This is a genomic window from Flavobacterium crassostreae (assembly GCF_001831475.1).
GTDB lineage: Bacteria > Bacteroidota > Bacteroidia > Flavobacteriales > Flavobacteriaceae > Flavobacterium > Flavobacterium crassostreae.
In genome coordinates, this window is the sequence record NZ_CP017688.1 from 2,819,246 (window position 1) to 2,841,423 (window position 22,178).

Annotated in this window: 17 protein-coding genes; all 17 read left to right on the plus strand. The window is 33.0% G+C overall.

The genetic code is table 11. From position 1 onward, the window contains the following. The first annotated feature begins 34 nt into the window (after positions 1 to 34). The 17 genes from LB076_RS12455 to LB076_RS12525 all read left to right on the plus strand — a co-directional run bounded on the left by LB076_RS12455 (position 35) and on the right by LB076_RS12525 (position 21,965). Complete coding sequence (locus LB076_RS12455) at positions 35 to 1,744, plus strand: efflux RND transporter periplasmic adaptor subunit (protein WP_066336740.1); 1,710 nt, start codon at positions 35 to 37, stop codon at positions 1,742 to 1,744. Positions 1,745 to 1,755: 11 nt separating this feature from the next. Continuing rightward, positions 1,756 to 2,484, plus strand: coding sequence for a DUF3347 domain-containing protein (locus LB076_RS12460; RefSeq protein ID WP_066336739.1), 729 nt, complete (start codon positions 1,756 to 1,758; stop codon positions 2,482 to 2,484). Continuing rightward, positions 2,485 to 2,937 (plus strand): heme-binding domain-containing protein, encoded by a 453-nt coding sequence (locus LB076_RS12465; protein WP_066336735.1) that lies wholly within the window; start codon positions 2,485 to 2,487, stop codon positions 2,935 to 2,937. It begins immediately after the preceding gene. A 21-nt stretch (positions 2,938 to 2,958) separates the two neighbouring features. Then, positions 2,959 to 3,504 carry a DUF3347 domain-containing protein gene (locus tag LB076_RS12470; RefSeq protein WP_066336733.1) on the plus strand — a complete coding sequence of 182 codons (546 nt, stop codon included), beginning with the start codon at positions 2,959 to 2,961 and terminating at the stop codon, positions 3,502 to 3,504. 465 nt (positions 3,505 to 3,969) lie between these two features. Then, positions 3,970 to 4,449 carry a DUF305 domain-containing protein gene (locus LB076_RS12475; protein ID WP_066336864.1) on the plus strand — a complete coding sequence of 160 codons (480 nt, stop codon included), beginning with the start codon at positions 3,970 to 3,972 and terminating at the stop codon, positions 4,447 to 4,449. A 79-nt stretch (positions 4,450 to 4,528) separates the two neighbouring features. Next, the gene (locus LB076_RS12480) at positions 4,529 to 6,949 is read left to right on the plus strand and encodes a multicopper oxidase domain-containing protein (protein WP_066336731.1); all 2,421 of its coding nucleotides are present in this window, start codon (positions 4,529 to 4,531) and stop codon (positions 6,947 to 6,949) included. A gap of 34 nt (positions 6,950 to 6,983) precedes the next feature. Continuing rightward, entirely contained in the window at positions 6,984 to 7,307 is a 324-nt protein-coding gene (locus LB076_RS12485) for a four-helix bundle copper-binding protein (protein WP_066336729.1), read from the plus strand. 160 nt (positions 7,308 to 7,467) lie between these two features. After that, positions 7,468 to 8,028, plus strand: a complete 561-nt coding sequence (locus LB076_RS12490) for a helix-turn-helix domain-containing protein (RefSeq protein ID WP_066336727.1) — start codon at positions 7,468 to 7,470, stop codon at positions 8,026 to 8,028. A 538-nt stretch (positions 8,029 to 8,566) separates the two neighbouring features. Further along, complete coding sequence (locus LB076_RS12495) at positions 8,567 to 8,830, plus strand: heavy-metal-associated domain-containing protein (RefSeq protein ID WP_066336725.1); 264 nt, start codon at positions 8,567 to 8,569, stop codon at positions 8,828 to 8,830. Between the two features lie 332 nt (positions 8,831 to 9,162). Further along, on the plus strand, positions 9,163 to 9,384 hold the full coding sequence (locus LB076_RS12500; protein WP_066336718.1) for a hypothetical protein: 222 nt from the start codon (positions 9,163 to 9,165) through the stop codon (positions 9,382 to 9,384). Continuing rightward, a complete protein-coding gene (locus LB076_RS12505; RefSeq protein ID WP_066336716.1) occupies positions 9,381 to 10,691 on the plus strand; it encodes an APC family permease in 1,311 nt (436 codons plus the stop codon). Before LB076_RS12500 ends, LB076_RS12505 begins: the two co-directional genes overlap by 4 nt. A 29-nt stretch (positions 10,692 to 10,720) precedes the next feature. Beyond that, positions 10,721 to 13,213, plus strand: coding sequence for a heavy metal translocating P-type ATPase (locus tag LB076_RS12510; RefSeq protein ID WP_066336713.1), 2,493 nt, complete (start codon positions 10,721 to 10,723; stop codon positions 13,211 to 13,213). A 133-nt stretch (positions 13,214 to 13,346) separates the two neighbouring features. Next, positions 13,347 to 13,658 carry a DUF6660 family protein gene (locus LB076_RS14200; protein WP_425598057.1) on the plus strand — a complete coding sequence of 104 codons (312 nt, stop codon included), beginning with the start codon at positions 13,347 to 13,349 and terminating at the stop codon, positions 13,656 to 13,658. A 340-nt stretch (positions 13,659 to 13,998) separates the two neighbouring features. Further along, complete coding sequence (locus tag LB076_RS14160; RefSeq protein WP_078055316.1) at positions 13,999 to 14,277, plus strand: hypothetical protein; 279 nt, start codon at positions 13,999 to 14,001, stop codon at positions 14,275 to 14,277. 100 nt (positions 14,278 to 14,377) lie between these two features. Then, entirely contained in the window at positions 14,378 to 18,697 is a 4,320-nt protein-coding gene (locus LB076_RS12515; RefSeq protein WP_066336711.1) for a CusA/CzcA family heavy metal efflux RND transporter, read from the plus strand. Between the two features lie 11 nt (positions 18,698 to 18,708). Next, on the plus strand, positions 18,709 to 19,959 hold the full coding sequence (locus LB076_RS12520; RefSeq protein WP_066336709.1) for an efflux RND transporter periplasmic adaptor subunit: 1,251 nt from the start codon (positions 18,709 to 18,711) through the stop codon (positions 19,957 to 19,959). Positions 19,960 to 19,982: 23 nt separating this feature from the next. Further along, a complete protein-coding gene (locus tag LB076_RS12525; protein WP_066336706.1) occupies positions 19,983 to 21,965 on the plus strand; it encodes a heavy metal translocating P-type ATPase in 1,983 nt (660 codons plus the stop codon). The last annotated feature ends 213 nt before the right edge of the window (positions 21,966 to 22,178 follow it).

Here is a 22,178-nt window from a genome sequence, read left to right on the forward strand (position 1 = left end):
AAATAATTAAACAATAGGACTAAAAAATTAATTTATGAACACAAATAAAAAAAATAAGATACGCTTAATCGCTGCCTTAGTAGTTGGACTAATTTTAGGGGCTCTCTTTTTTGGAGGTCCTACCGAAAAAGATCCACAAATAGTGACTACAGATAAAAAAGTAGAAACTTGGACTTGCTCTATGCATCCACAAATCAGACAGCCAGAACCTGGTCAATGTCCAATCTGTGGTATGGATTTAATACCACTTGAGTCTAATGACCTAGAAATAGATCCAAACGCTATAAGCCTTTCTGAGTCGGCGATGATAATAGCGGGAGTTTCTACATACATCGTAGGAAATACTTCAAGAGACAAAGAAATTTCATTAAATGGAAAAGTAGAAATAAACGAAAAAAAATCCTACGGTCAAGCCTCACATATTCCAGGAAGAATTGAAAAAATCATGGTTACGTTTACAGGTGAATATGTCAAAAAAGGACAAGTTGTAGCCTATGTTTATTCTCCCGAATTATCCAGCACACAGCAGGAACTACTTGAAGCCTATTCTATAAAAGACATTCAGCCACAGTTGTTTGAATCGGTAAAGATGAAACTTAAAAACTGGAAAGTTTCTGATGCCACTATTAATAGTATTATTAAGTCAGGTAAAACCCAATCTAGTTTTGCTATTACAGCTGATGTTTCTGGATACATAATAAAAAAGAATGTTGAACTTGGTGATTACGTACAAAGAGGTCAAACTCTATATGAAGTAGCAGATTTATCAAATGTTTGGATACTTTTTGAAGTATATGAAACTGATATTGATTGGGTTAAAGTTGGCAACAAAATAGACTATACAATTGCCTCCTTTCCTGGAGAAACTTTTTCAGGTACTGTGAATTATATAGATCCTTTCATTAATCCTTCTACCCGTATTGCCACTGCAAGAATAGAAGTCAATAATGCAAGTGGCAAATTAAAACCTGAAATGTTCGTTACGGGTACTATAAAATCAACCCACAGCAAAAATAAAAACACATTGAGTATACCCAAAACCGCTGTGATGTGGACAGGAAAACGATCGATTGTATATGTAAAATCACCTGATGATGAAAACCTCAGTTTTAAATTAAGAGAAGTAACCCTAGGTCCTTTATTGGGCGATTCTTATAGTATTGTAGACGGCTTGAAAGTTGGCGAAGAAATTGTTAAAAACGGTACATTTAACGTAGATGCTGCAGCGCAATTAGCCGGAAAACCGAGCATGATGAGCTACGAACATGAAGAAGATAAAAACAAAGAGGTTGGAAACGTCAAAGCAGTAGCGAGTTTAAAACTATTATTTACAAGTTATTTTAAAATGAAAGATGCCTTGGTTAAAGATGATTTTACGACTGCAAAAAGCAAAGCAGAAAATTTCAAAAACGATTTATCCAAAATCGACATGAAACTATTCGAAGGAGATTCACATAAAGTTTGGATGTCATACGCAAATCCTTTAAATAAAAGTGTGCAATATATTGACCATGCCAAAAATATCGAAGAATTAAGAACGCTATTCGCTCCAATTTCTGAAGTAATGATAAAAATGTCAAAATCGTTTAATCCTTTAGATCAAATGCTATACAGTCAATTTTGTCCAATGGCTATTAATGATCAAGGGGCTTATTGGTTAAGCAAAGATGCCAAAGTTTTAAACCCTTATTTTGGTAAAGCAATGATAAAATGTGGAGAAGTAAAAGAAACTATAAATAAATAAATTTTAAAATCATGAAAAAAGTAATCGGAATTTCAGTAATAGCTTTATTAAGCTTAACTATCTCTTGTAAAGACAACAAGCAAGAAGAACAAAAAGATGTAATGCATAATGAAATGGGGAACCACGAAACTGTGTATGCTTGTCCAATGCATCCAGAAATTACAGGAAAAGAAGGAGACAAATGTTCCAAATGCGGAATGGATTTAGAAGCAGTTAAAGGTCATGACCATTCAGAAATGAATCAGGAAGATGGACATGACCATAGTAATAGCGAAAGCACAGAAAGAGAAATTACTCAAAGCAACAATAAAAATGGAGAAACCGCAGCGATACTAAACGCTTATTTTGAAATCAAAAATGGTCTAGTGACAGACAGTAAAGAGAATACGGCCAAAGGAGGAACTGCCCTTTTAGCTGCATTTTCAAAGTTTGATATGACAAAAGTACCAGAAAACGCGCATAAAGAATATATGGAAATTCAAGAAAGTGCGAATGAACACGCAGCACATATTGTAAAAAGTCCAATTGACCATCAAAGAGAACATTTTGAAGCATTAAGTACTGACATCACAGATTTAATAGCACTACTTGGTACAGTTAAAGTAATTTATCAAGATTACTGCCCAATGGCTAACAACAATAAGGGGGCGAATTGGTTAAGCGAAGTGAAAGAAATTAAAAACCCCTATTTTGGTTCAAAGATGTTAACATGTGGAAGTGTAAAAAAGAAAATTAACTAAATGAAAAATTTTAAAATCATCTTACTGATTTTACTGGTTGTGTTTGTGGGAATTCAATTTATTCCCACAAAATCCAATCAAAGCAATATTGTGACAAAATCTGATTTTATGATAGTTAACAATATACCTGGAGACATTAAAAACAAATTAGAGGTTTCCTGTTATGACTGTCATAGTAATAATACTGCTTATCCATGGTATAACAAAATACAACCTGTAGCATTATTTTTGGAAGGTCATATTGATGAAGGTAAAGCAGAACTTAACTTTAGTGAGTGGGGTTCCTATTCTGACAGAAGGAAAAAAAGTAAATTAAAATCTATAACTAGTCAAATTAAAGGCAATAAAATGCCATTAACATCGTACACAATGATTCATAGAAATGCCATATTTTCTGATGCTGAAAAAGAACAAATAATACAATATTTAACGGAATTGCAAAATAATTTTTAAATAATTTTAAATAATTAAAAAATGAAAAATTTAAAAACGAGTATAGCAGCTATGCTACTGTTTATATTTTCTTTAACCAATGCACAAGAAAAAGAAAAAATGAACCACGACCATGGAAACATGAAAATGGATAAGATGAATAACACTAAAGCAGAAGCAGTTCTAGCTGATTATTTTATACTAAAAGACGCATTGGTAGGCGATGATTCAAAAAAAGCGGCACAGTCTGGAAGTAAACTAATGGCTTCCTTAAAAGCTCTTGATGTGACCAATTACAACAAAAAACAGCAAAAGGAGCTAGTGGAAATTATAGAAGATGCTACAGAACATGCCGAACACATTTCAAAAAGTCCTATTGATCATCAACGCGAGCACTTTAAAACCCTAAGCACTGATATTACCGATATGGTCGCTATCACCGGAACTAAAAACAAGTTGTACCAGCAGTTTTGCCCAATGTACGATAAAGGGAGTGCTTGGTTAAGTACAAGTAACGAAGTAAAAAATCCATATTATGGTAGTAAAATGCTTAAATGTGGAAAAGTGCAAAAGGTAATTAACAATTAAACTTTTCGTTTAACGTAAAGAATTTAGATATCTAATTCATAAAAGGAATAATAAGGTTTTTATTATTGATTCACATTTTTATAAAACATTCCATTTATAGTTTAGAAAAGTCCTAGTTAAGTTACTTCATTAGGTTTTGAAGTAACTTCAGCTAGTACTGACAAAGGCAAATCATTTAGCGAACAAAGTTGTTCATTTATTTTCTCAATATCCAGAGCTTCCTTGTGATAAAAAAACACAAAATACGAATAAACCTATTGATTTGCTATGTTTAAAAAGGGAACAAATAGTAAAGTTTGAGCATTTGAAGTAGAAAAAAGTACGAGTGTCTATTCTGAAATTTAAGTTTCCATTATGGAAAAATTTCAAAGCCAGTTTAAATTAAGTTATAAAATTTTCATAAAATCTTATAACATAATTCACTTCTATAACGCTAATTTTAAAAAAAATCAAAAAAATTATATCATGGAAAATCAAAATAACCACACAAAGAAAAATCCTTATGTAAAATTTGCCATCATTATGGCAGTTTCATTTGTTATAATGTATATAATCATGTTTTTGAATGTCGCCGAGTTTGCCCATATTTATAATAGCTTAACACGCTTTTATATGACTACTTTAATGATTGCAATAATGGCTATTAACATGTTGCTTTTTATGTGGAAAATGTATCCCAATCGTCAAATCAATATGGGAATTATCGCTTTTGCAACTATTTCATTTTTCGGCACCTTGTATTTATTAAGAACGCAAACGCCAATAAATGATGTGCAATATATGAAGGCAATGATTCCGCATCATTCTTCAGCAATTATGACCAGTAGTAATGTGGATTTTAAAGATCCAGAAGTAAAAAAATTGGCAGACGATATAATAGTTGCTCAAGAGAAGGAAATTGCACAAATGAAAGAAATGATTTACCGATTAGAAAACAAAAAATAAAAATTTTAATTTTTAATAAAAACAAAAATTGAATTGCATTTTAGGGCTAGAAAGAGAAGAATAATTATAAAAAATTGAAATGAAAAAAAAGCTATATTATATTATTGTAATACTCCTAAGTTGTCAAATTGGTTTTGCCCAATTTGGAGATGGAAACAAAGAAAATTTGCCAGTTCGTGAATACACTTTGACCATTAAAAAGGAAATGGTAAACAAAGCAGGAAAGGAAGTTCCAGCAATGACGGTCAACGGGAGTATTCCAGGTCCTACTTTAGAATTTACTGAAGGAGATTATGCGGTTATTTATGTAAAAAACGAAATGGATGTCGAAACGTCTGTGCACTGGCATGGATTTCTACTGCCAAATTATTTTGATGGTGTTCCTTATTTGTCCACACCACCCATTCGACCAGGAAAAACGCTTAAATATGAATTTCCAATTCGGCAATCGGGTACCTATTGGTATCATTCCCACACTATGCTTCAAGAGCAAAGTGGTGTTTTTGGGTCAATAATAATCAATCCTAAAGTAAAAACTTTAGATTATGATAAAGACTTGGTTATCATGCTGTCTGATTGGACCAATGAAAAACCAATAAATGTTTTGAGAAATCTAAAAAGGGGCAACGAGTGGTACCAAATGAAAAAAGGAACGGCCACACCACTTAATCAAGTGATTGCACAAGGCGCTTTTGGAGCGCAACTTAATTTTTTTAAACAACGCATGGAAGGTGCCGATATTGCCGATATTTATTATCCTGCTTTTTTAACAAATGGAAAACAATCCGCAGAATATCCTGAATTTAAACCGGGCGACAAAGTGCGTTTGCGCATTATAAATGGTTCCGCCTCTTCGCAATTTTGGATGACTTTTGGTGGTGAAACTTCAATGTTAGTGTCTGCCGATGGCATGGATGTAGTGCCAATTGCGCATAATAAAACATTTATTGCTATTGCTGAAACCTACGATTTTATTGTTACAATACCACAAAATGGAAAAATTGAGTTAAGAGCCATGGCGCAAGACGGTTCAGGGATAACAACTGCATATTTTGGAAATGGCACTGTACTTCCAGCCGAAGTGCTACCCAAACCAAACAAAATTGCTATGATGAAGAAAATGGTAAAAATGGATATGAAAATGGGTGCGCCCGCCTTAAAATTTAATCCAAAAAAAGACGAGCGCTATGAAATGAAAGAGAAATACGGAATGAAAATGGATCATTCTAAAATGGATATGGAAAAGGATTCATCTGAAAATAAAGAGACGATGAAAATGGACCACTCTAAAATGGATATGAATAAAAATTCATCTGAAAATAAAGAGATGGTAAAAATGGATCATTCTAAAATGGATATGAAAAAAGATTCATCTGAAAATAAAGAGATGATGAAAATGGACCACTCAAAAATGGACGCATCTTCTAGCAAAGATGAAATGAAAAAAGATGGAATGAAAATGGACGATATGAATATGGATATGTTTGCTGAATATAATTATGATTATCTGAAATCGCCTGAAAACACTTCATATGATTCAAAACTTCCAGTGAAAGAAATATTGCTAAATCTTACTGGAAACATGCAACGTTACATTTGGAGTTTAAATGGAGTACCTTTAAATGAAGCCGACAAAATAGCCATTAAAAAAGATGAAGTTACTCGAATTACTTTTAATAATTTAACAATGATGCACCACCCCATGCATTTACATGGACATTTTTTTAGAGTTATTAATAAAAATGGCGAATATTCTCCATTAAAACATACCGTCAATGTGCCGCCAATGCAACAAGTAACGATAGAGTTCCACGGAAATGATGGCGATGAATATGGCGATTGGTTTTTTCATTGCCATATTTTATACCACATGATGAGTGGTATGGCACGCGTGGTCAGTTATGAAACACCTCGTGATCCTAGAATGGCAGACTATCCCGAGAAAAATATTATCGAAGAAGCAGATCGGTTTTATGCTTGGTCTATGTTAGATGTCGCGTTAAATATGACAGCATTTAATTTTGTTGCATCTGATATTCGAAATCAATTCAATGTTAATGCTGAGTTTGGATGGAATAAAAATATGGAAGCAGAAGTAACTTATGAAAGATATTTGTATGATTATTTCAGGGTTTTTGGTGGTGTGAATTTTGAGAATGAAATCGATAAAAGTTTAGATGAAATTACAACAACAGCAATTGTAGGAATCCGATATTTAACACCGTATCTTTTTAATTTGGATGTGCGAATTGATAGTAAATTGAGACCGCAAATCAGTCTAAATCGTTCTATTATGATTTTTCCAAAAACAGCACTTTTTGGCAGTTATGAGTACCAATTTGATTTTGATTGGGCTAATAATTTACCAGTAGGTGAAAATTTTTCAGGAGAAACAACTTGGAATGCAGGTATCGAATATTTTTTATCTCGAAATTTTTCCTTGACGGCTGGTTATGCTAACCGATATGGTGCAGGTGCTGGTTTATCTGCCCGTTTTTAAAATGTAAATAGTATTAATTCTAAATATAAAAATCATGAAAAATACAAAATTAATTGAAGCCTTAAATAATTGTGTTACACACTGCAATTATTGCGCAGATGCTTGTCTTGATGAAGACAACGTAAAAATGATGGTCAACTGTATCCGAAATGATAAGGCTTGCGCCGAAATTTGTGCTACCACAGCAAAATTGCTTGCTTCGAATTATGAAGATGTAAAATCGCTAGTAGAAGCATGTCTAAAAATCTGTCAACAATGTGCAGATGAATGTGCGAAACACGAACACCAACATTGTAAAGATTGTGCTGAAGCATGTAAAAAATGTGCTGATGCTTGTCAAGAATATCTTGGCAAATAATTTTGCGGAAATTTTAATTTGAAATCCTAACAGGTTTAGACAACCTGTTAGGTATCTTTATAGCAATCAATTTCAAATTGGAAAGTAAAAAAACAATAATGTTCATTGAACTTTCAAGTGAACGAAACGACGATTCCTTTTCAAAACAAAAAATAATCAAGTGAAATTATTTATAAAAAATATGGTTTGTCCGCGTTGCGAAACTGCTGTAAAAGTGGCATTAGAAAAAATGGGTGTTCCAATTATTGCAATGAAATTAGGAGAAGTAGAAATAGCAACTGATTTAAACAAAAGTCAAATGCTAATACTATCAAAAAACCTGAATGAACTTGGTTTTGAATTGTTAGTTGATAAAGAAGATAAGACTATTGAAAGGGTAAAAAATTTATTAATTGATTTGGTATACTATAAAAAAGAACCGATCAAAATTAACTTTTCAAACTATTTGGCTGAGGAGTTACGTCAAGATTACAGTATTTTAAGCAAGCTGTTTTCAGAAAAAGAAGGAGTAACGATTGAACACTTTTTTATTGCTCAAAAAATTGAACGTGCAAAAGAATTACTAATTTATAATGAGATGACGCTGGGCGAAATTGCGATTCATTTAAATTATAATGATGTGGCGCACTTAAGCAATCAATTCAAAAAAACTACTGGTTTAAATCCTACTCAATTCAAATTATTGAATGATAAAAAGAGAACTGATATTGGCGCTTTGTGAATTTTACTATACTTTCTACAAATAATAAAATGAAACGCAGTCTTCACGGGCGGACTTCTGTTATTCTAAATTTATTTACTACACTTTTTATCTAGCCTCTTATAATAGATGTTCGGTGAACTTCGTTTCATAATCTCAGAAACGCAGTAAACAGTAATTTTTAGAACTTGAAACGAGTTCTGTTTGACAAAAATCACAATTGTAGGATAGCATATTATTTCTTAGCGCAATCAACAGTGTCAAATACATATTTAACACGATCAAAATCTATAGGTATTACCGAAGCATCTTAATGGGCGCTCAGAGCGGTTTCAGTTTTTCATTTTTCTAAAATAAACCTATTCCCTTTTTTTTAAAAATCCAACAAGATTTTTATACGTTGATATTCTATTTTCTCCTAAGATAAAAACTATAATTGGCATTTAGGAACCTAAGTCAAAATGTCAATTCGTAAACTTACAAACCTTAACCACAATTGTACAACTGCTTAAATTGATGCTATTTGTACATTTGGTATGTTAATTTAAACAAATAAAAAATGAAACATTCTTATCAAATTACCGGAATGAGTTGCAACGGTTGTCGCACCTCAGTTGAAAAAGCATTAAACACTATTGATGGAATTGATGCCTCAGTTACTTTAAATCCGCCTGTTGCAACTGTCACAATGGAAAAACATATTCCAATTGAAAAATTGCAAGAAGCATTATCATTAGCGGGAAATTATAGTATATCAGTAGAAAATTCTACAAATAGCACTTCTGAAAAAGTAATAGAACCCGTAAAAAAATCGTGTTGCTAAAATAATTCAGTATTTTTAGTTTGGATAAAACTTCAATAAGATTTAACGCTAAAAACCCAGTTTTATGAATGACCACAGAATAAATGGAGATATGAGTATGAATTAATACTCGTTTAGGGAATGCAAATGTATAGGTGGATTGCAATAGTAGTTGTGATACTTTTTGTATTTGTAGTCTTAAAACAGAATCGAAAAAGTAAATAATTTTTTAAATAAAAAACTTTATTCAACCTTATATTTTGACAGGGTTGAATAAAGTTTAATAAAATTTTGTAATTCTTATTTTGACTTTATATAAAAAATACAATTTTCTCTTTGCTAATAAATCACCTATGAAAGAAATACAAAAAATCAACAATGAGATCAATGATTTGACTTTAAAAATAGAGCAACAATATCCCGAATTGTACCAATATCTGAATGAAAACCCAGTAACAATTCCCTGTTGTGAAAATCCAGAGTTGGACACGAAAGTATTTTCTGATTGGCTGGAGAGTTTGAAAGATCTACTAAAAGATTTTATAGAAAATCAGCAAAAGTCACTTACTAAATGAGTAATTACAAGAAAAACAGTTTGACATTAACAGGAGCAGTTTCGTTAGGAACTGGAGTTATGATTGGTGCAGGAATTTTTGCATTATTGGGACAAGTGGCAGCACTTTCTGGCGAACTTTTCCCTTACGCTTTTCTCATTGGCGCAATAATTTCTGGATGTAGTGCTTACGCGTATATTAAGATGTCTAATGCTTATCCATCAGCGGGTGGTATTGCAATGTATCTCAAAAAGGCTTACGGTTTTAGTACCATCACTGCAGCGGGATCGCTTTTAATGGCTTTTTCAATGATAATTGGCGAAAGCCTTGTGGCACGCACATTTGGTACCTACACCTTACAACTATTTGATATCAGTAATAAAAATATTTGGACACCCATTTTGGGTGTTTTATTATTAATAATTGCTTTTTTAGTTAATATTTCTGGAAATAAAGCCATTGAACGTTCCTCCTTTATTTTGGCAGTGATCAAAATAGGTGGTCTATCGATTTTTGCCATTGGTGGATTGTGGGCAGTAGGATTTTCATTTAGCAAAACTTTGCCCACTGCGGTATCTGACAATTATTCAATACAAAGTTATATAGCCGCTTTGGCATTTACAATTTTGTCTTACAAGGGATTTACCACCATTACAAACAGCGGCGGCGAGATTGTAAATCCGAAAAAGAATGTTGGATATGCCATTATGATTTCCCTCCTGATTTGTACCGTGGTCTATTTATTAGTGGCTTTCGCAGTTGCTTCAAATTTATCAATACCCGAAATTATAACAGCTAAAGATTTTTCCCTTGCAGAAGCCTCAAAACCCACCTTTGGAAAATATGGTTTATGGTTTACAGTGGGTATCGCCATAGTAGCAACAATTTCTGGCGTTATTGCCAGTATATTTGCAGTATCAAGAATGACTGCTATGCTTACTGAAGCAGAACTTATTCCGCATAAACATTTTGGAATGCCAGGTTCATTGCAAAAGCATATGTTAGTTTATACCGTGGTAATTGCAATTATACTGACTGCGTTTTTTGACCTGAGTCGTATTGCTTCATTGGGTGCAATTTTTTACTTAACAATGGATATAATGCTACAATGGGGCGTTTTGAAAAATTTGAGAAAGGAAATAAATGCCAATGTTTCAATTATCATTTTAGCAATTGTTTTAGATTTAACTGTATTGACAGCATTTATATGGGTAAAACTATCTTCAGACCCTTTTGTTGTGCTATTATCAAGTATTTTAATGGTCCTTATTTTTATCATTGAAAAATGGTTTTTGAAATTAAGTAATCGAAACAACGAAAAAGAATAGAAAAAATATATTTAAATAAAAATTAAAAAATGAAACATACTTATCACATAAACGGAATGTCTTGCAAGGGTTGTAAGAATCACGTTGAAGGAATACTTTCAAAAATCGACGGCGTTTCAAAAGTTACTGTCGATTTAGAAAAGGAAGAAGCAATCATCGAAACCGAAGAACATTTTCACATCGAAAAATACCAAGAAGCATTAAAAAAAGATGGAGATACTTACACCATCCACAATATTGATGACCTCCCTAAAAAAGATAAGGATGCGACTTCCGTGGAAGTTAAAAAAGTAAATGGCAACGGAAAATATTATTGCCCGATGCATTGCGAAGGTGAGAAAGTCTATGACAAAGCAGGCGATTGTCCGGTGTGCGGAATGGATTTAATCCAACAACCCGTTTTGCATCAAAGTCATCAATATACTTGCCCTATGCACCCTGAAATCATACGTGATGAACCTGGTTCTTGTCCTATTTGCGGAATGGATTTAGTGCCAATGGAACCAACTGAATCTGAAGAAGACAAAAACTACCAAAAGTTATGGCATAAAATGAAAGTGGCCTTACTTTTTAGTATTCCTGTTTTTATAATCACTATGTCTGATATGATTCCGAATAATCCATTATATAAAATTATGGACTTAGAAAAATGGAATTGGGTACAATTTGTTTTAACCATCCCTATTGTATTTTATGCCTGCTGGATGTTTTTTGAAAGAGCATGGAAATCAATCATAAATTGGAATTTGAACATGTTCACCTTGATCGGAATTGGGACGGGTGTAGCTTTTATTTTTAGTATTGTTGGTTTATTGTTTCCTGAAATATTTCCTGCCCAATTCAAAACATCTAGTGGAACTGTGCACCTTTATTTTGAAGCAACTGCAGTAGTATTAACATTGGTATTATTAGGACAATTATTAGAAGCAAAAGCACACAGTAGAACGAGTGGAGCCATTAAAGAATTATTAAAATTAGCTCCAACACAAGCTACAGTAATCATTGATGGTGAAGAAAAAGTGATCTCAATTCATGATATAAAAAAGGGCGATTCTATTCGAGTAAAACCCGGAGAAAAAATTCCTGTAGATGGAATCATTACGGAAGGAAACAGCACCATTGATGAATCAATGATTACTGGAGAACCTATTCCAGTAGACAAAAGAATTGACGATAAAGTAAGTTCTGGAACCATAAACGGAACTAAATCTTTTTTAATGGTTGCCGAAAAAGTCGGCTCTGAAACCTTACTGTCTCAAATTGTTCAAATGGTTTCAGATGCTAGTCGCTCACGAGCTCCAATTCAAAATCTAGTAGATAAAATTTCAAAATATTTTGTTCCCATTGTAGTTTTAATATCAGTAATTACCTTTTTTGTTTGGTGGTTATTTGGGCCAGATCCAAAATTAGTTTATGGCTTTATTAATGCCATTGCGGTCTTAATAATTGCTTGTCCATGCGCATTAGGATTAGCAACACCAATGTCTGTGATGGTTGGAGTGGGTAAAGGTGCAAAATCAGGTGTATTAATTAAAAACGCAGAAGCCATTGAAAAAATGGATAAAATTGATGTTTTAATAACCGATAAAACAGGAACTATTACGGAAGGAAAACCCTCGGTAGAAAAAATAGTAGTTAAAGAAGGTAATGAAAATGAAGTTTTAGGAAAAATAGCTTCATTAAATAAAAATAGCGAACATCCATTGGCTACAGCCGTAGTAAATTTTGCCAAATCTAAAAATGCACCTTTTTTCAATGTAGCCGATTTTGATTCAGTCACAGGGAAAGGAGTAATTGGGTTTATTGATAAGGTAAAAATTAGTTTAGGTAACAAAAAATTATTGGAGCAAGAAGGAATTCAAGATTTTTCGACTATTGAACAGGAAGTAATTGCGGAACAAAAATTAGGTAAAACAGTTTCATATATTGCTTTTGATCAAAAAGCGGTGGGTTATATTACCATTACAGACGCAATAAAAAAATCAAGTTTGGAAGCTATTAATGAATTAAAACGTCAAGGTGTTGAAGTTGTGATGCTAACTGGAGATAACGAAAACACTGCCAGAGCTGTGGCTTCTGAGTTGAATCTAACCGATTTTAAAGCAAGCTGTTTGCCTCAAGATAAATTAGAATATATCAAAAATTTGCAAGCCCAAGGCAAAATAGTTGCCATGGCAGGTGATGGTATTAATGATGCTCCAGCTTTAGCGCAAGCCGATATCGGAATTGCAATGGGAACCGGAACAGATGTAGCTATTGAAAGTGCTAAAATTACTTTGGTAAAAGGCGATTTAAAGGGTATTGTAAAAGCCAAGAATTTAAGCCACGCTGTTATGAAAAACATCAAGCAAAATTTATTTTTTGCTTTCATTTATAATGTATTAGGAATTCCAATTGCAGCTGGAATACTATTTCCTTTCTTTGGAATTTTGCTCTCGCCAATGATTGCGGCTTTGGCAATGAGCTTTAGTTCGGTATCCGTTATTGCAAATGCCTTAAGATTAAGAAATGTTAAAATATAGAAATACACATTATTTAAATGATATTCAAAAAAAAGAGCATATTGTCTAATAATATTTTCACTATAATTTGTTTTTTAAAATTAGTTAAAAAAAATAAAAGAAATATTTTTTAAAAAAAACTACTTTTACAGCAGTGAAATTTACAAACGCCATATTATCAATTCTTTTTCTAATACTTTCCAGTATGCCTTGTGCAGATGCGGAAACAATTGTTGCAAACAGTAAAGTCACAATTAGTAGTCAATCAAGCCAACACTCACATAAAGATGTTTGTTCTCCTTTTTGTACTTGCAACTGTTGTGGCTGTCAAGGTTTCGTCTTTAATACAATATATAATTACAAAATTATTTCTATTAAAAAAATAATTGCCAAAAAAGTACCCGAATACAAAACTATTTTAACTTTCTATTTCTACGGAAGTATATGGCAACCTCCACAAATATAAAATGTGAATTTTTATAAAATTAAAAAAGTATGACTACTCTGTTATGGAGTTAATCAATACTTAATTTTAAATTATTAATAAATATTTTCATTTATATGTCAAAATCTAAACAAAAAAAAACGCTTACTGTTTATACTATCCTACGTACTATAATGATAATTTTAGTTTGTTTAATCTTACTATTAGGAATAGCTGCAAGAATTTTACACTATTATAAAAACCATTTTAATTAGTTAAAAAAAATAAAAAATAAAAGAAATATTTTTTAAAAAAAACTACTTTTACAGCAGTGAAATTTACAAACGCCATATTATCAATTCTTTTTCTAATACTTTCCTGTATGCCTTGCGCAGATAGGGAAGTAAATAGTTGGGCGCATACCACCACATTGGAACTTAAATCAAATCACGATAATCATTCCCACGATAAAGAAAAAGATTTATGTTCTCCATTTTGTATTTGTAGTTGTTGTGGTTCACAAGTTGTAAGTTATTTTCAATCAAATATTATTGACTTTCCAATACCATTCGAAGGTATTAAAACACAATTACCTACATACACATCCGTTTTTGCTTCCAATTTCTTCGGAAGTATTTGGCAACCCCCTCAAATAGTATAATGATACTCTGCAAATTTTGCGGAGTTAGAAAGTTGTGACCTTTCACAAATAATGGCAAATATTCTATTTGCTGATTTCTAATTCATTATAATATTTTTCAATGTTAGACAAAATCATACAATTTAGTATAAAGAACAAGTTCATTATACTCTTATTCACCCTTGTGCTTATAGCTTGGGGAAGCTATTCTGTTAAAAATTTACCTCTGGATGCCTTGCCAGATGTTACTAATAATCAAGTGCAAATCATTACTACTGCACCAACATTGGCAAGTCAGGAAGTAGAACAATTAATTACTTATCCACTTGAGCAATCCGTAAAAACGATTCCGAAAGTAATTGAATTACGTAGTATCTCTCGTTTTGGACTTTCAGTAGTTACAGTAGTATTCAAAGATGATGTAGATATATATTGGGCTAGAGAGCAAATATTTCAGCGCTTAAAGCAAGCCGAAGAAAACATTCCTTCCTACGCAGGTTCCCCAGAATTAGGTCCAATATCTACTGGTCTTGGAGAAATTTATCAATACGATTTATATGCCAAAAAAGGCTACGAAGATAAATATGATGCAGTAAAATTACGAACCATTCAAGATTGGATTATAATTCCACAATTACAAGGTGTTGAAGGTGTTGCAGAAGTAAGTACCTGGGGAGGAAAACTAAAACAATATGAAGTTGCCATTAATCCTAATAAACTGAATAGTTTAGGAATAACCATTACCGATATTTTTGAGGCACTGCAAAAAAACAATCAAAATACAGGTGGTGCTTATATCGAAAAAGATCAATATGCCTATTTTATCCGTGGTGTTGGTATGGCAACGGGTATCAAAGATATAGAAAACATCGTTGTTGCCAATAAAAATGGAGCTCCTATTTTAGTGCGAAATGTAGCCAAGGTTAGAGAAGGCGTTGCACTACGCTATGGAGCTGCTACTAAAGATGGTAAAGGCGAAATAGTTTGCGGAATGGCACTTATGCTTAAAGGTGAAAATTCCAAAGCCGTGAACGATAGAGTAAAAGAAAAAATGGCTCAAATCAACAAAACACTTCCTGAAGGTGTCGTTGCCGAAGCTTTTATCGATAGAGGTAAACTAGTAGATAATGCAATAGGAACGGTTACAAAAAATTTATTGGAAGGAGCCTTAATTGTAATTTTTGTATTGATTTTATTTTTAGGAAATCTTAGAGCGGGATTAATTGTTGCTTCTGTAATACCATTGTCTATGCTTTTTGCTGTAATTCTAATGAATTATTTTGGTGTAAGCGGAAATTTAATGAGTTTAGGAGCAATCGATTTTGGAATTATTGTCGATGGTGCAGTAATTATTGTCGAAGCCACGATGCACCACCTGCAAAAACTTAAAAGGCAAAAAGATTTAACCCAATCCGAAATGGATAGCGAGGTTTTCAAATCGGCTTCAAAAATCAGAAACAGTGCTGCCTTTGGAGAAATCATTATCTTAATTGTGTATTTACCAATCCTTGCATTGGTAGGAACGGAAGGAAAAATGTTCCGTCCAATGGCAATGACTGTAGGTTTTGCCATAACAGGAGCTTTCATTTTGTCATTGACATATGTACCAATGATGAGTGCACTATTTTTATCAAAAAACACGGAACATAAGCCGAATTTCAGTGATCGAATGATGGCTTGGTTGGAAGGAATTTACACTCCTTTTTTAGAAAAAGCCTTACGTTTCAAAAAAGCAGTATTGGCTATTTCATTAGGATTATTTGTACTAGCAATAGTAGTTTTTCAAAATATGGGTGGCGAATTTATTCCCACAATTGAAGAAGGAGATTTAGCTATTAATGCAACGATAATGACAGGAAGTTCGCTTTCGCAAATGGTAAAAACAACTACTGAATATGAAAAAATTCTAAAAGCAAAATTTCCCGAAATCAAAACCATAGTATCCAAAATTGGAAGTGGTGAAATCCCAACCGATCCAATGCCGATAGAAAGTGGCGATTTGATTATTGTGCTTAAAGACAAAGACGAATGGACTGGTGATTATGATAATTGGGAAGATTTAGCCAATGCAATGAAAGAAGAAATGGAAGCCATTCCTGGTGCAAATATTGAAATTTCACAACCCATTCAAATGCGTTTTAATGAATTAATGACGGGAAGCCGAAGTGATATTGCCATTAAAATTTTTGGAGACGATTTAGAAATTTTAGATACTAAAGCTAAAGAATTGATTGCTACAGTCAATAATATAGAAGGGATTGGTGACTTAAAGGCCGATAAGGTAACAGGCCTACCACAAATAACAGTAAAATATGATTACAGTAAAATAGCCTTGTATGGTTTAAACATAACGGATATAAACCAAATCATTCGTTCCTCTTTTGCCGGAGAAAGTGCTGGTAAGATTTACGAAGAGAGCAAACGATTTGACGTTGTTGTAAGAATGGATTCAGCAAACAGATCGGATATTACTGATGTTAGTGATTTATTTATACCATTACCAAATGGGCAACAAGTACCACTTTCACAAGTCGCAACAGTCTCTTATGAACAGGGTCCTGTTCAGGTTTCGCGTGAAAACGGTAAGCGTCGAATTACTATTGGGTTAAATGTACGTGGTAGAGATATAAAAAGTGTGGTTGAGGAAATTCAACTAAAATTAGACAAGAATTTCAAACTACCAGCAGGGTATTATATTACCTATGGAGGTCAATTTGAAAACTTAATTGAAGCTAGTAAGAGACTTTCAATTGCTGTACCTGCTGCGTTACTCTTGATAATGGTTTTGCTGTTTTTTACTTTCAAAAGTATGAAGCAAGCAGGACTAATATTCACTGCTATTCCACTATCTGCAATTGGAGGAGTTTTTGCTCTTTGGCTAAGAGGAATGCCTTTTAGTATATCAGCAGGTATTGGGTTTATTGCCTTGTTTGGTATTGCTGTATTGAACGGAATTGTATTGATTTCCTATTTCAATCAACTTAAAACTGAAGGTATAACTGATCCATTACAAAGAGTATTAATGGGGACAAAAACACGTTTACGACCTGTTTTAATGACAGCCGCTGTAGCCTCTTTAGGATTTATGCCAATGGCATTATCAACAAGCGGTGGAGCTGAAGTTCAAAAACCATTGGCAACGGTTGTTATTGGGGGATTATTATCGGCTACATTATTAACATTAATCGTTTTGCCAATTTTATATTTACTCTTTGAAAAAGGAATTAGAAGAAGAAAAAAAATGACAACACCAATAGTTACCGTGATTGTTTTATTAATTAGTAGTTTTTCTTTTGCTCAAAGTGGTCAACCCATTACACTACAAAAAGCCATCGATATGGCAAAAAATAATAATATTGATTTGAAAATTGCTGATAAGGAAATTGAAAAACAAACTGTCCTTAAAAAAACAGCCTTTCAAGCCGATCCATTGCAAATTGAATATATGGGTGGACAATACAATGGCATAGACTATGACAATAATGTAAGTATTCAACAATACTTCCCTATTGGTGGAAGCACAAAAGCAAACAGACAACTTCAAGAAGAATTAGCAAAATTAGCCGAAAAACGAAAAGCATTATCTGAATATGAAATAGAAAAAGCAGTAACAATTGCATATTATCAATATTTATATGGTATCTCTATTCAAAAGTTAAATGACGAACTATATGATGTTTATTCAAAATTTCTCAAAAATGCGGAACTTCGATTCCAAACTGGAGAAAGTGGGAATATAGAAGTCATAAGTGCTAAAGCTAAAATAAAGGAAATCGAAACCTTAAAAGCTCAAATTCAATTTGATTTAGTAATTTATCAAAAACAGTTGCAATATTTTATTCAGACAAATGAAGACATACTTCCGGAGAGTACAACTCCCTTAAAATATGCTAATCCATCAACTTTAAATGAAAACAAAGTAGAAACACTGTTAAGTGATTATTATACGCAGCAAGCCACCGTTTTTGAAAAAGAATCAAATGCGTTCAAAAAAATGAGAGCACCAAAATTAGGCTTGGGTTACTTTGGCCAAACATTAAACAAAGAATCCTATTTTCAAGGATTTACGGTTGGTTTACAACTGCCTTTGTTTAGTGGAGCAAATACAGCTCGTGCAAAAGCATCTGAAATAAGTATGTCGCAATCGCAATTAGAATTCGATAAAACAAAATTGACTTTAAAATTGCAAAAGGAAGAATTGGTAAATCAATTTGCAAAGCAAGAAAAAGCAACTCTGTATTTTGAAAATGAAGGCTTAAAATATGCCGAACAGATAATCTCAACAGCTCAAAAAAGTTATGCAAATGGTGATATGAGTTATTGGTCCTATATTAGTTTTCTAAATCAAGCTATTGACATTAAAAAACAAAATATCGAAGCAGTCAACGCTTACAATCAAAGTGCAATACAAATGCAATTTCCATCCATTTCTAACAACTAAAATTTCTCAAAATGAAAAATATAAAATCAAAATTCAAAATTTTATTAATACTTAATACTTTATTCTTACTACTTCTCACCTCTTGTGGCGAAAAGAAAACAGAAGAAGAAAATCACGAAGAAGAAAAATCAGAAAACGAAGTAGCATTAACCGCTGTACAATTCAAAACAGTTGGTATTGAAACAGGAGTTTTAGAAAATAGGAATCTTAATTTAGTGATAAAGGCCAATGGATACACAACAGTTCCTCCACAAAATATGGCTAATATTTCTACCTTAATTGGTGGAACAGTTAAAGATATTTTGGTTTTGGAAGGTACATTTGTAAACAAAGGAAAAGTATTGGCAACTATTCAAAATTTAGAAGTTGTCGAAATGCAAGAAGATTATAATTCAGCTATTGCTAATATTGAATACCTACAATTAGAATACAATCGTCAAAAAACATTAAGCGATGAAAATGTAAATCCTAGAAAAGTGCTTCAAGAAGTCAAAGCAAAACTGGATGTTGAAAAAGCGAGAGCAAAAGCGTCGAAGAGTAAATTACAAGCTTTGAATATGAGTACAAACGGCTCAAGTTTGGTGCCAATAATTTCGCCAATATCAGGTTATGTTGGAAAAATAAGTATTGCTAAAGGAGCTTTTGCAGAAACGGGAATAACACTTTTTGAAGTAGTTGATAATAGTCAGATGCACTTGGATTTAAATGTGTATGAAAAAGACTTAGGTTCTATATCAGTGGGGCAAACGGTAGATTTTGTTTTAACAAACCAAGGAAACAAGGCTATAAAAGGAATAATATTTGGTATCAATAAATCCTTTTCAAACGAAAGCAAAACCGTAGCTGTTCACGCCAAAATCAATCCAGCAGATTCTAAAGATTTAATTTCAGGAATGTATGTTTCTGCTAATATCAATATTAAAAATACCACCGTTCCTGCTCTACCCAAAGAAGCTGTAGTAAAAAATGGAGATAAATATTTTGTCTATATTCAAGAAGAACACGAAGAAAAAGCGACTAAGGAAAATACAGAAACTCACCAACAAAAAAAAGGAGAAGCACATACTGACGAAGCTGTTGGCGAGGAAGAAGGACATAACGAAGTACATTTCAAAGCAATAGAAGTAATGCCTGGCACAACCGATTTAGGGTACACCGAAGTAAAATTTGTTGAAGCAATTCCTGCCAATGCAAAAATTGTGACAAAAGGAGCTTTTTATTTACTTTCTGCTATGAAAGGCGGTGGAGAACACGAACATTAAAAACCATGTAAACCATATAAATTATGAAAAATACTGACAAAACACAAGATGATTCAGAATGCTGTAGAATAGAAAAAAAAATCAATAAAGCAGAACAACAACATTCAGACGATGATGGACATGATCATGACCATTCAATAAAAGAAAAATCTACATTCCAATTATTTCTACCAGCAATAATAAGTTTTGTCTTATTATTGTTGGCAATTGGATTAGATAATTATTTTAACCAAAATTGGTTTAAAGGTTGGGTCAGAATAGTTTGGTATGTTATAGCTTATGTGCCAGTAGGACTTCCAGTGCTAAAAGAAGCTTTTGAAAGCATACGTAAAGGCGATATTTTTTCAGAATTTCTATTAATGGGAATAGCCACTATTGGAGCTTTTGCCATTGGCGAATATCCCGAAGGGGTCGCTGTAATGTTATTTTATGCAATTGGCGAAATATTCCAGTCGTTGGCAGTACAGCGCGCAAAAAGAAACATTAAATCATTATTAGACCAAAGACCTGATACTGCTACAGTAATCGAAGATGGAAATACCATTGATAAAAAAGCCTCAGAAATCACTATTGGAGAAATCATTCAATTACGCCCAGGGGAGAAATTAGCTTTAGACGGAAAATTACTTTCAGACAACGCTTCTTTAAATACAGCAGCATTAACAGGAGAAAGTAAACCGGATACCAAACAGAAAGGAGAAATTGTACTGGCAGGTATGATTAACCTAAACAAAGTTGTACTTGTCGAAGTGACTACAGCTTTCACTGATAGTAAATTGTCCAAAATATTACAAATGGTTCAGGACGCTACGGCTAAAAAAGCGCCAACAGAACTATTCATCCGAAAGTTTGCTAAAATTTATACTCCAATTGTAGTGTTTCTAGCAATCGGGATCTGTTTAATTCCAATGCTTTTTGTGGAAAACTACATTTTCAATGATTGGTTGTATAGAGCATTAGTTTTCTTGGTTATTTCTTGTCCTTGTGCTTTAGTAATTTCAATTCCATTGGGGTATTTTGGTGGAATTGGCGCAGCAAGTAAGAATGGTATTTTGGTGAAAGGATCTAATTTTCTCGATATAATGGCATCTATCCAAGTGGTCGTTATGGACAAAACAGGAACATTGACCAAAGGCGTATTTAAAGTCCAAAAAGTTGTTGCCGTAGGTATTTCTGATGCCGATTTAGTAAAATATACTGCCGCATTAGAAACCAAATCCACGCATCCAGTAGGAACTGCTATTATCGAATATGCCAAAGGGTCAGAAAAAAATGCAACCGTTATTGATGTAGAAGAAATTCCAGGACACGGATTAAAAGGAAAAGTAGATGGTAACGAAATCTTGGCAGGAAATGTAAAACTGATGAAGAAATTCAATATCAGTTACGATACAGAAATAGACAACACACCATTTACAATTATAGTAATTGCCATCAATCAAAAGTATGTAGGTTACTTTCTAATTGCTGACGAAATCAAAGAAGATGCCAAACAAGCTATTGAAAGTTTGCACAAAATAAATGTAAAAACAGTAATGCTTTCGGGAGATAAACAAGCTGTTGTTGATGCTGTTGCCAAAGAGTTAAATATAGATCAAGCTTATGGTGATTTATTACCTGAAAATAAAGTCGAAAAAGTCGAGGAATTGAAATCTCAAAACTTAAAAATTGCCTTTGTTGGAGATGGTGTAAATGATGCGCCAGTAGTTGCCCTTGCCGATGCTGGAATTGCAATGGGTGGTTTAGGAAGCGATGCCACTATTGAAACGGCAGATATTGTAATTCAAAACGACCAGCCTACGAAGATTTTTACAGCAATAAATATCGGAAAAAAAACCAAACAAATTGTCTATCAAAACATTGGTTTAGCATTTGCAGTAAAAGCTATTGTTTTGGTACTCGGAGCAGGAGGTTTAGCCACAATGTGGGAAGCCGTTTTTGCAGATGTAGGTGTGGCATTGTTGGCAATTTTGAATGCAATTAGAATTCAGAGAATGAAATTTTAAGTAAATTAAACCAAATGCGTAAATCAACATCCACTATTATTTTTGCATTTCTCTTTACATTTTCAGTACTTGTATCTGGTTATATAATGCTGGGACTTCTCCCAGTGTTTATTTTTGCATTAGGATTTTTTTGGGTTATTCTTTGGCTCATTATTCCAACAAGCGTATCATTCCGCACTATTAAAACCCCTTACTTTCTAACATTGGCATTCT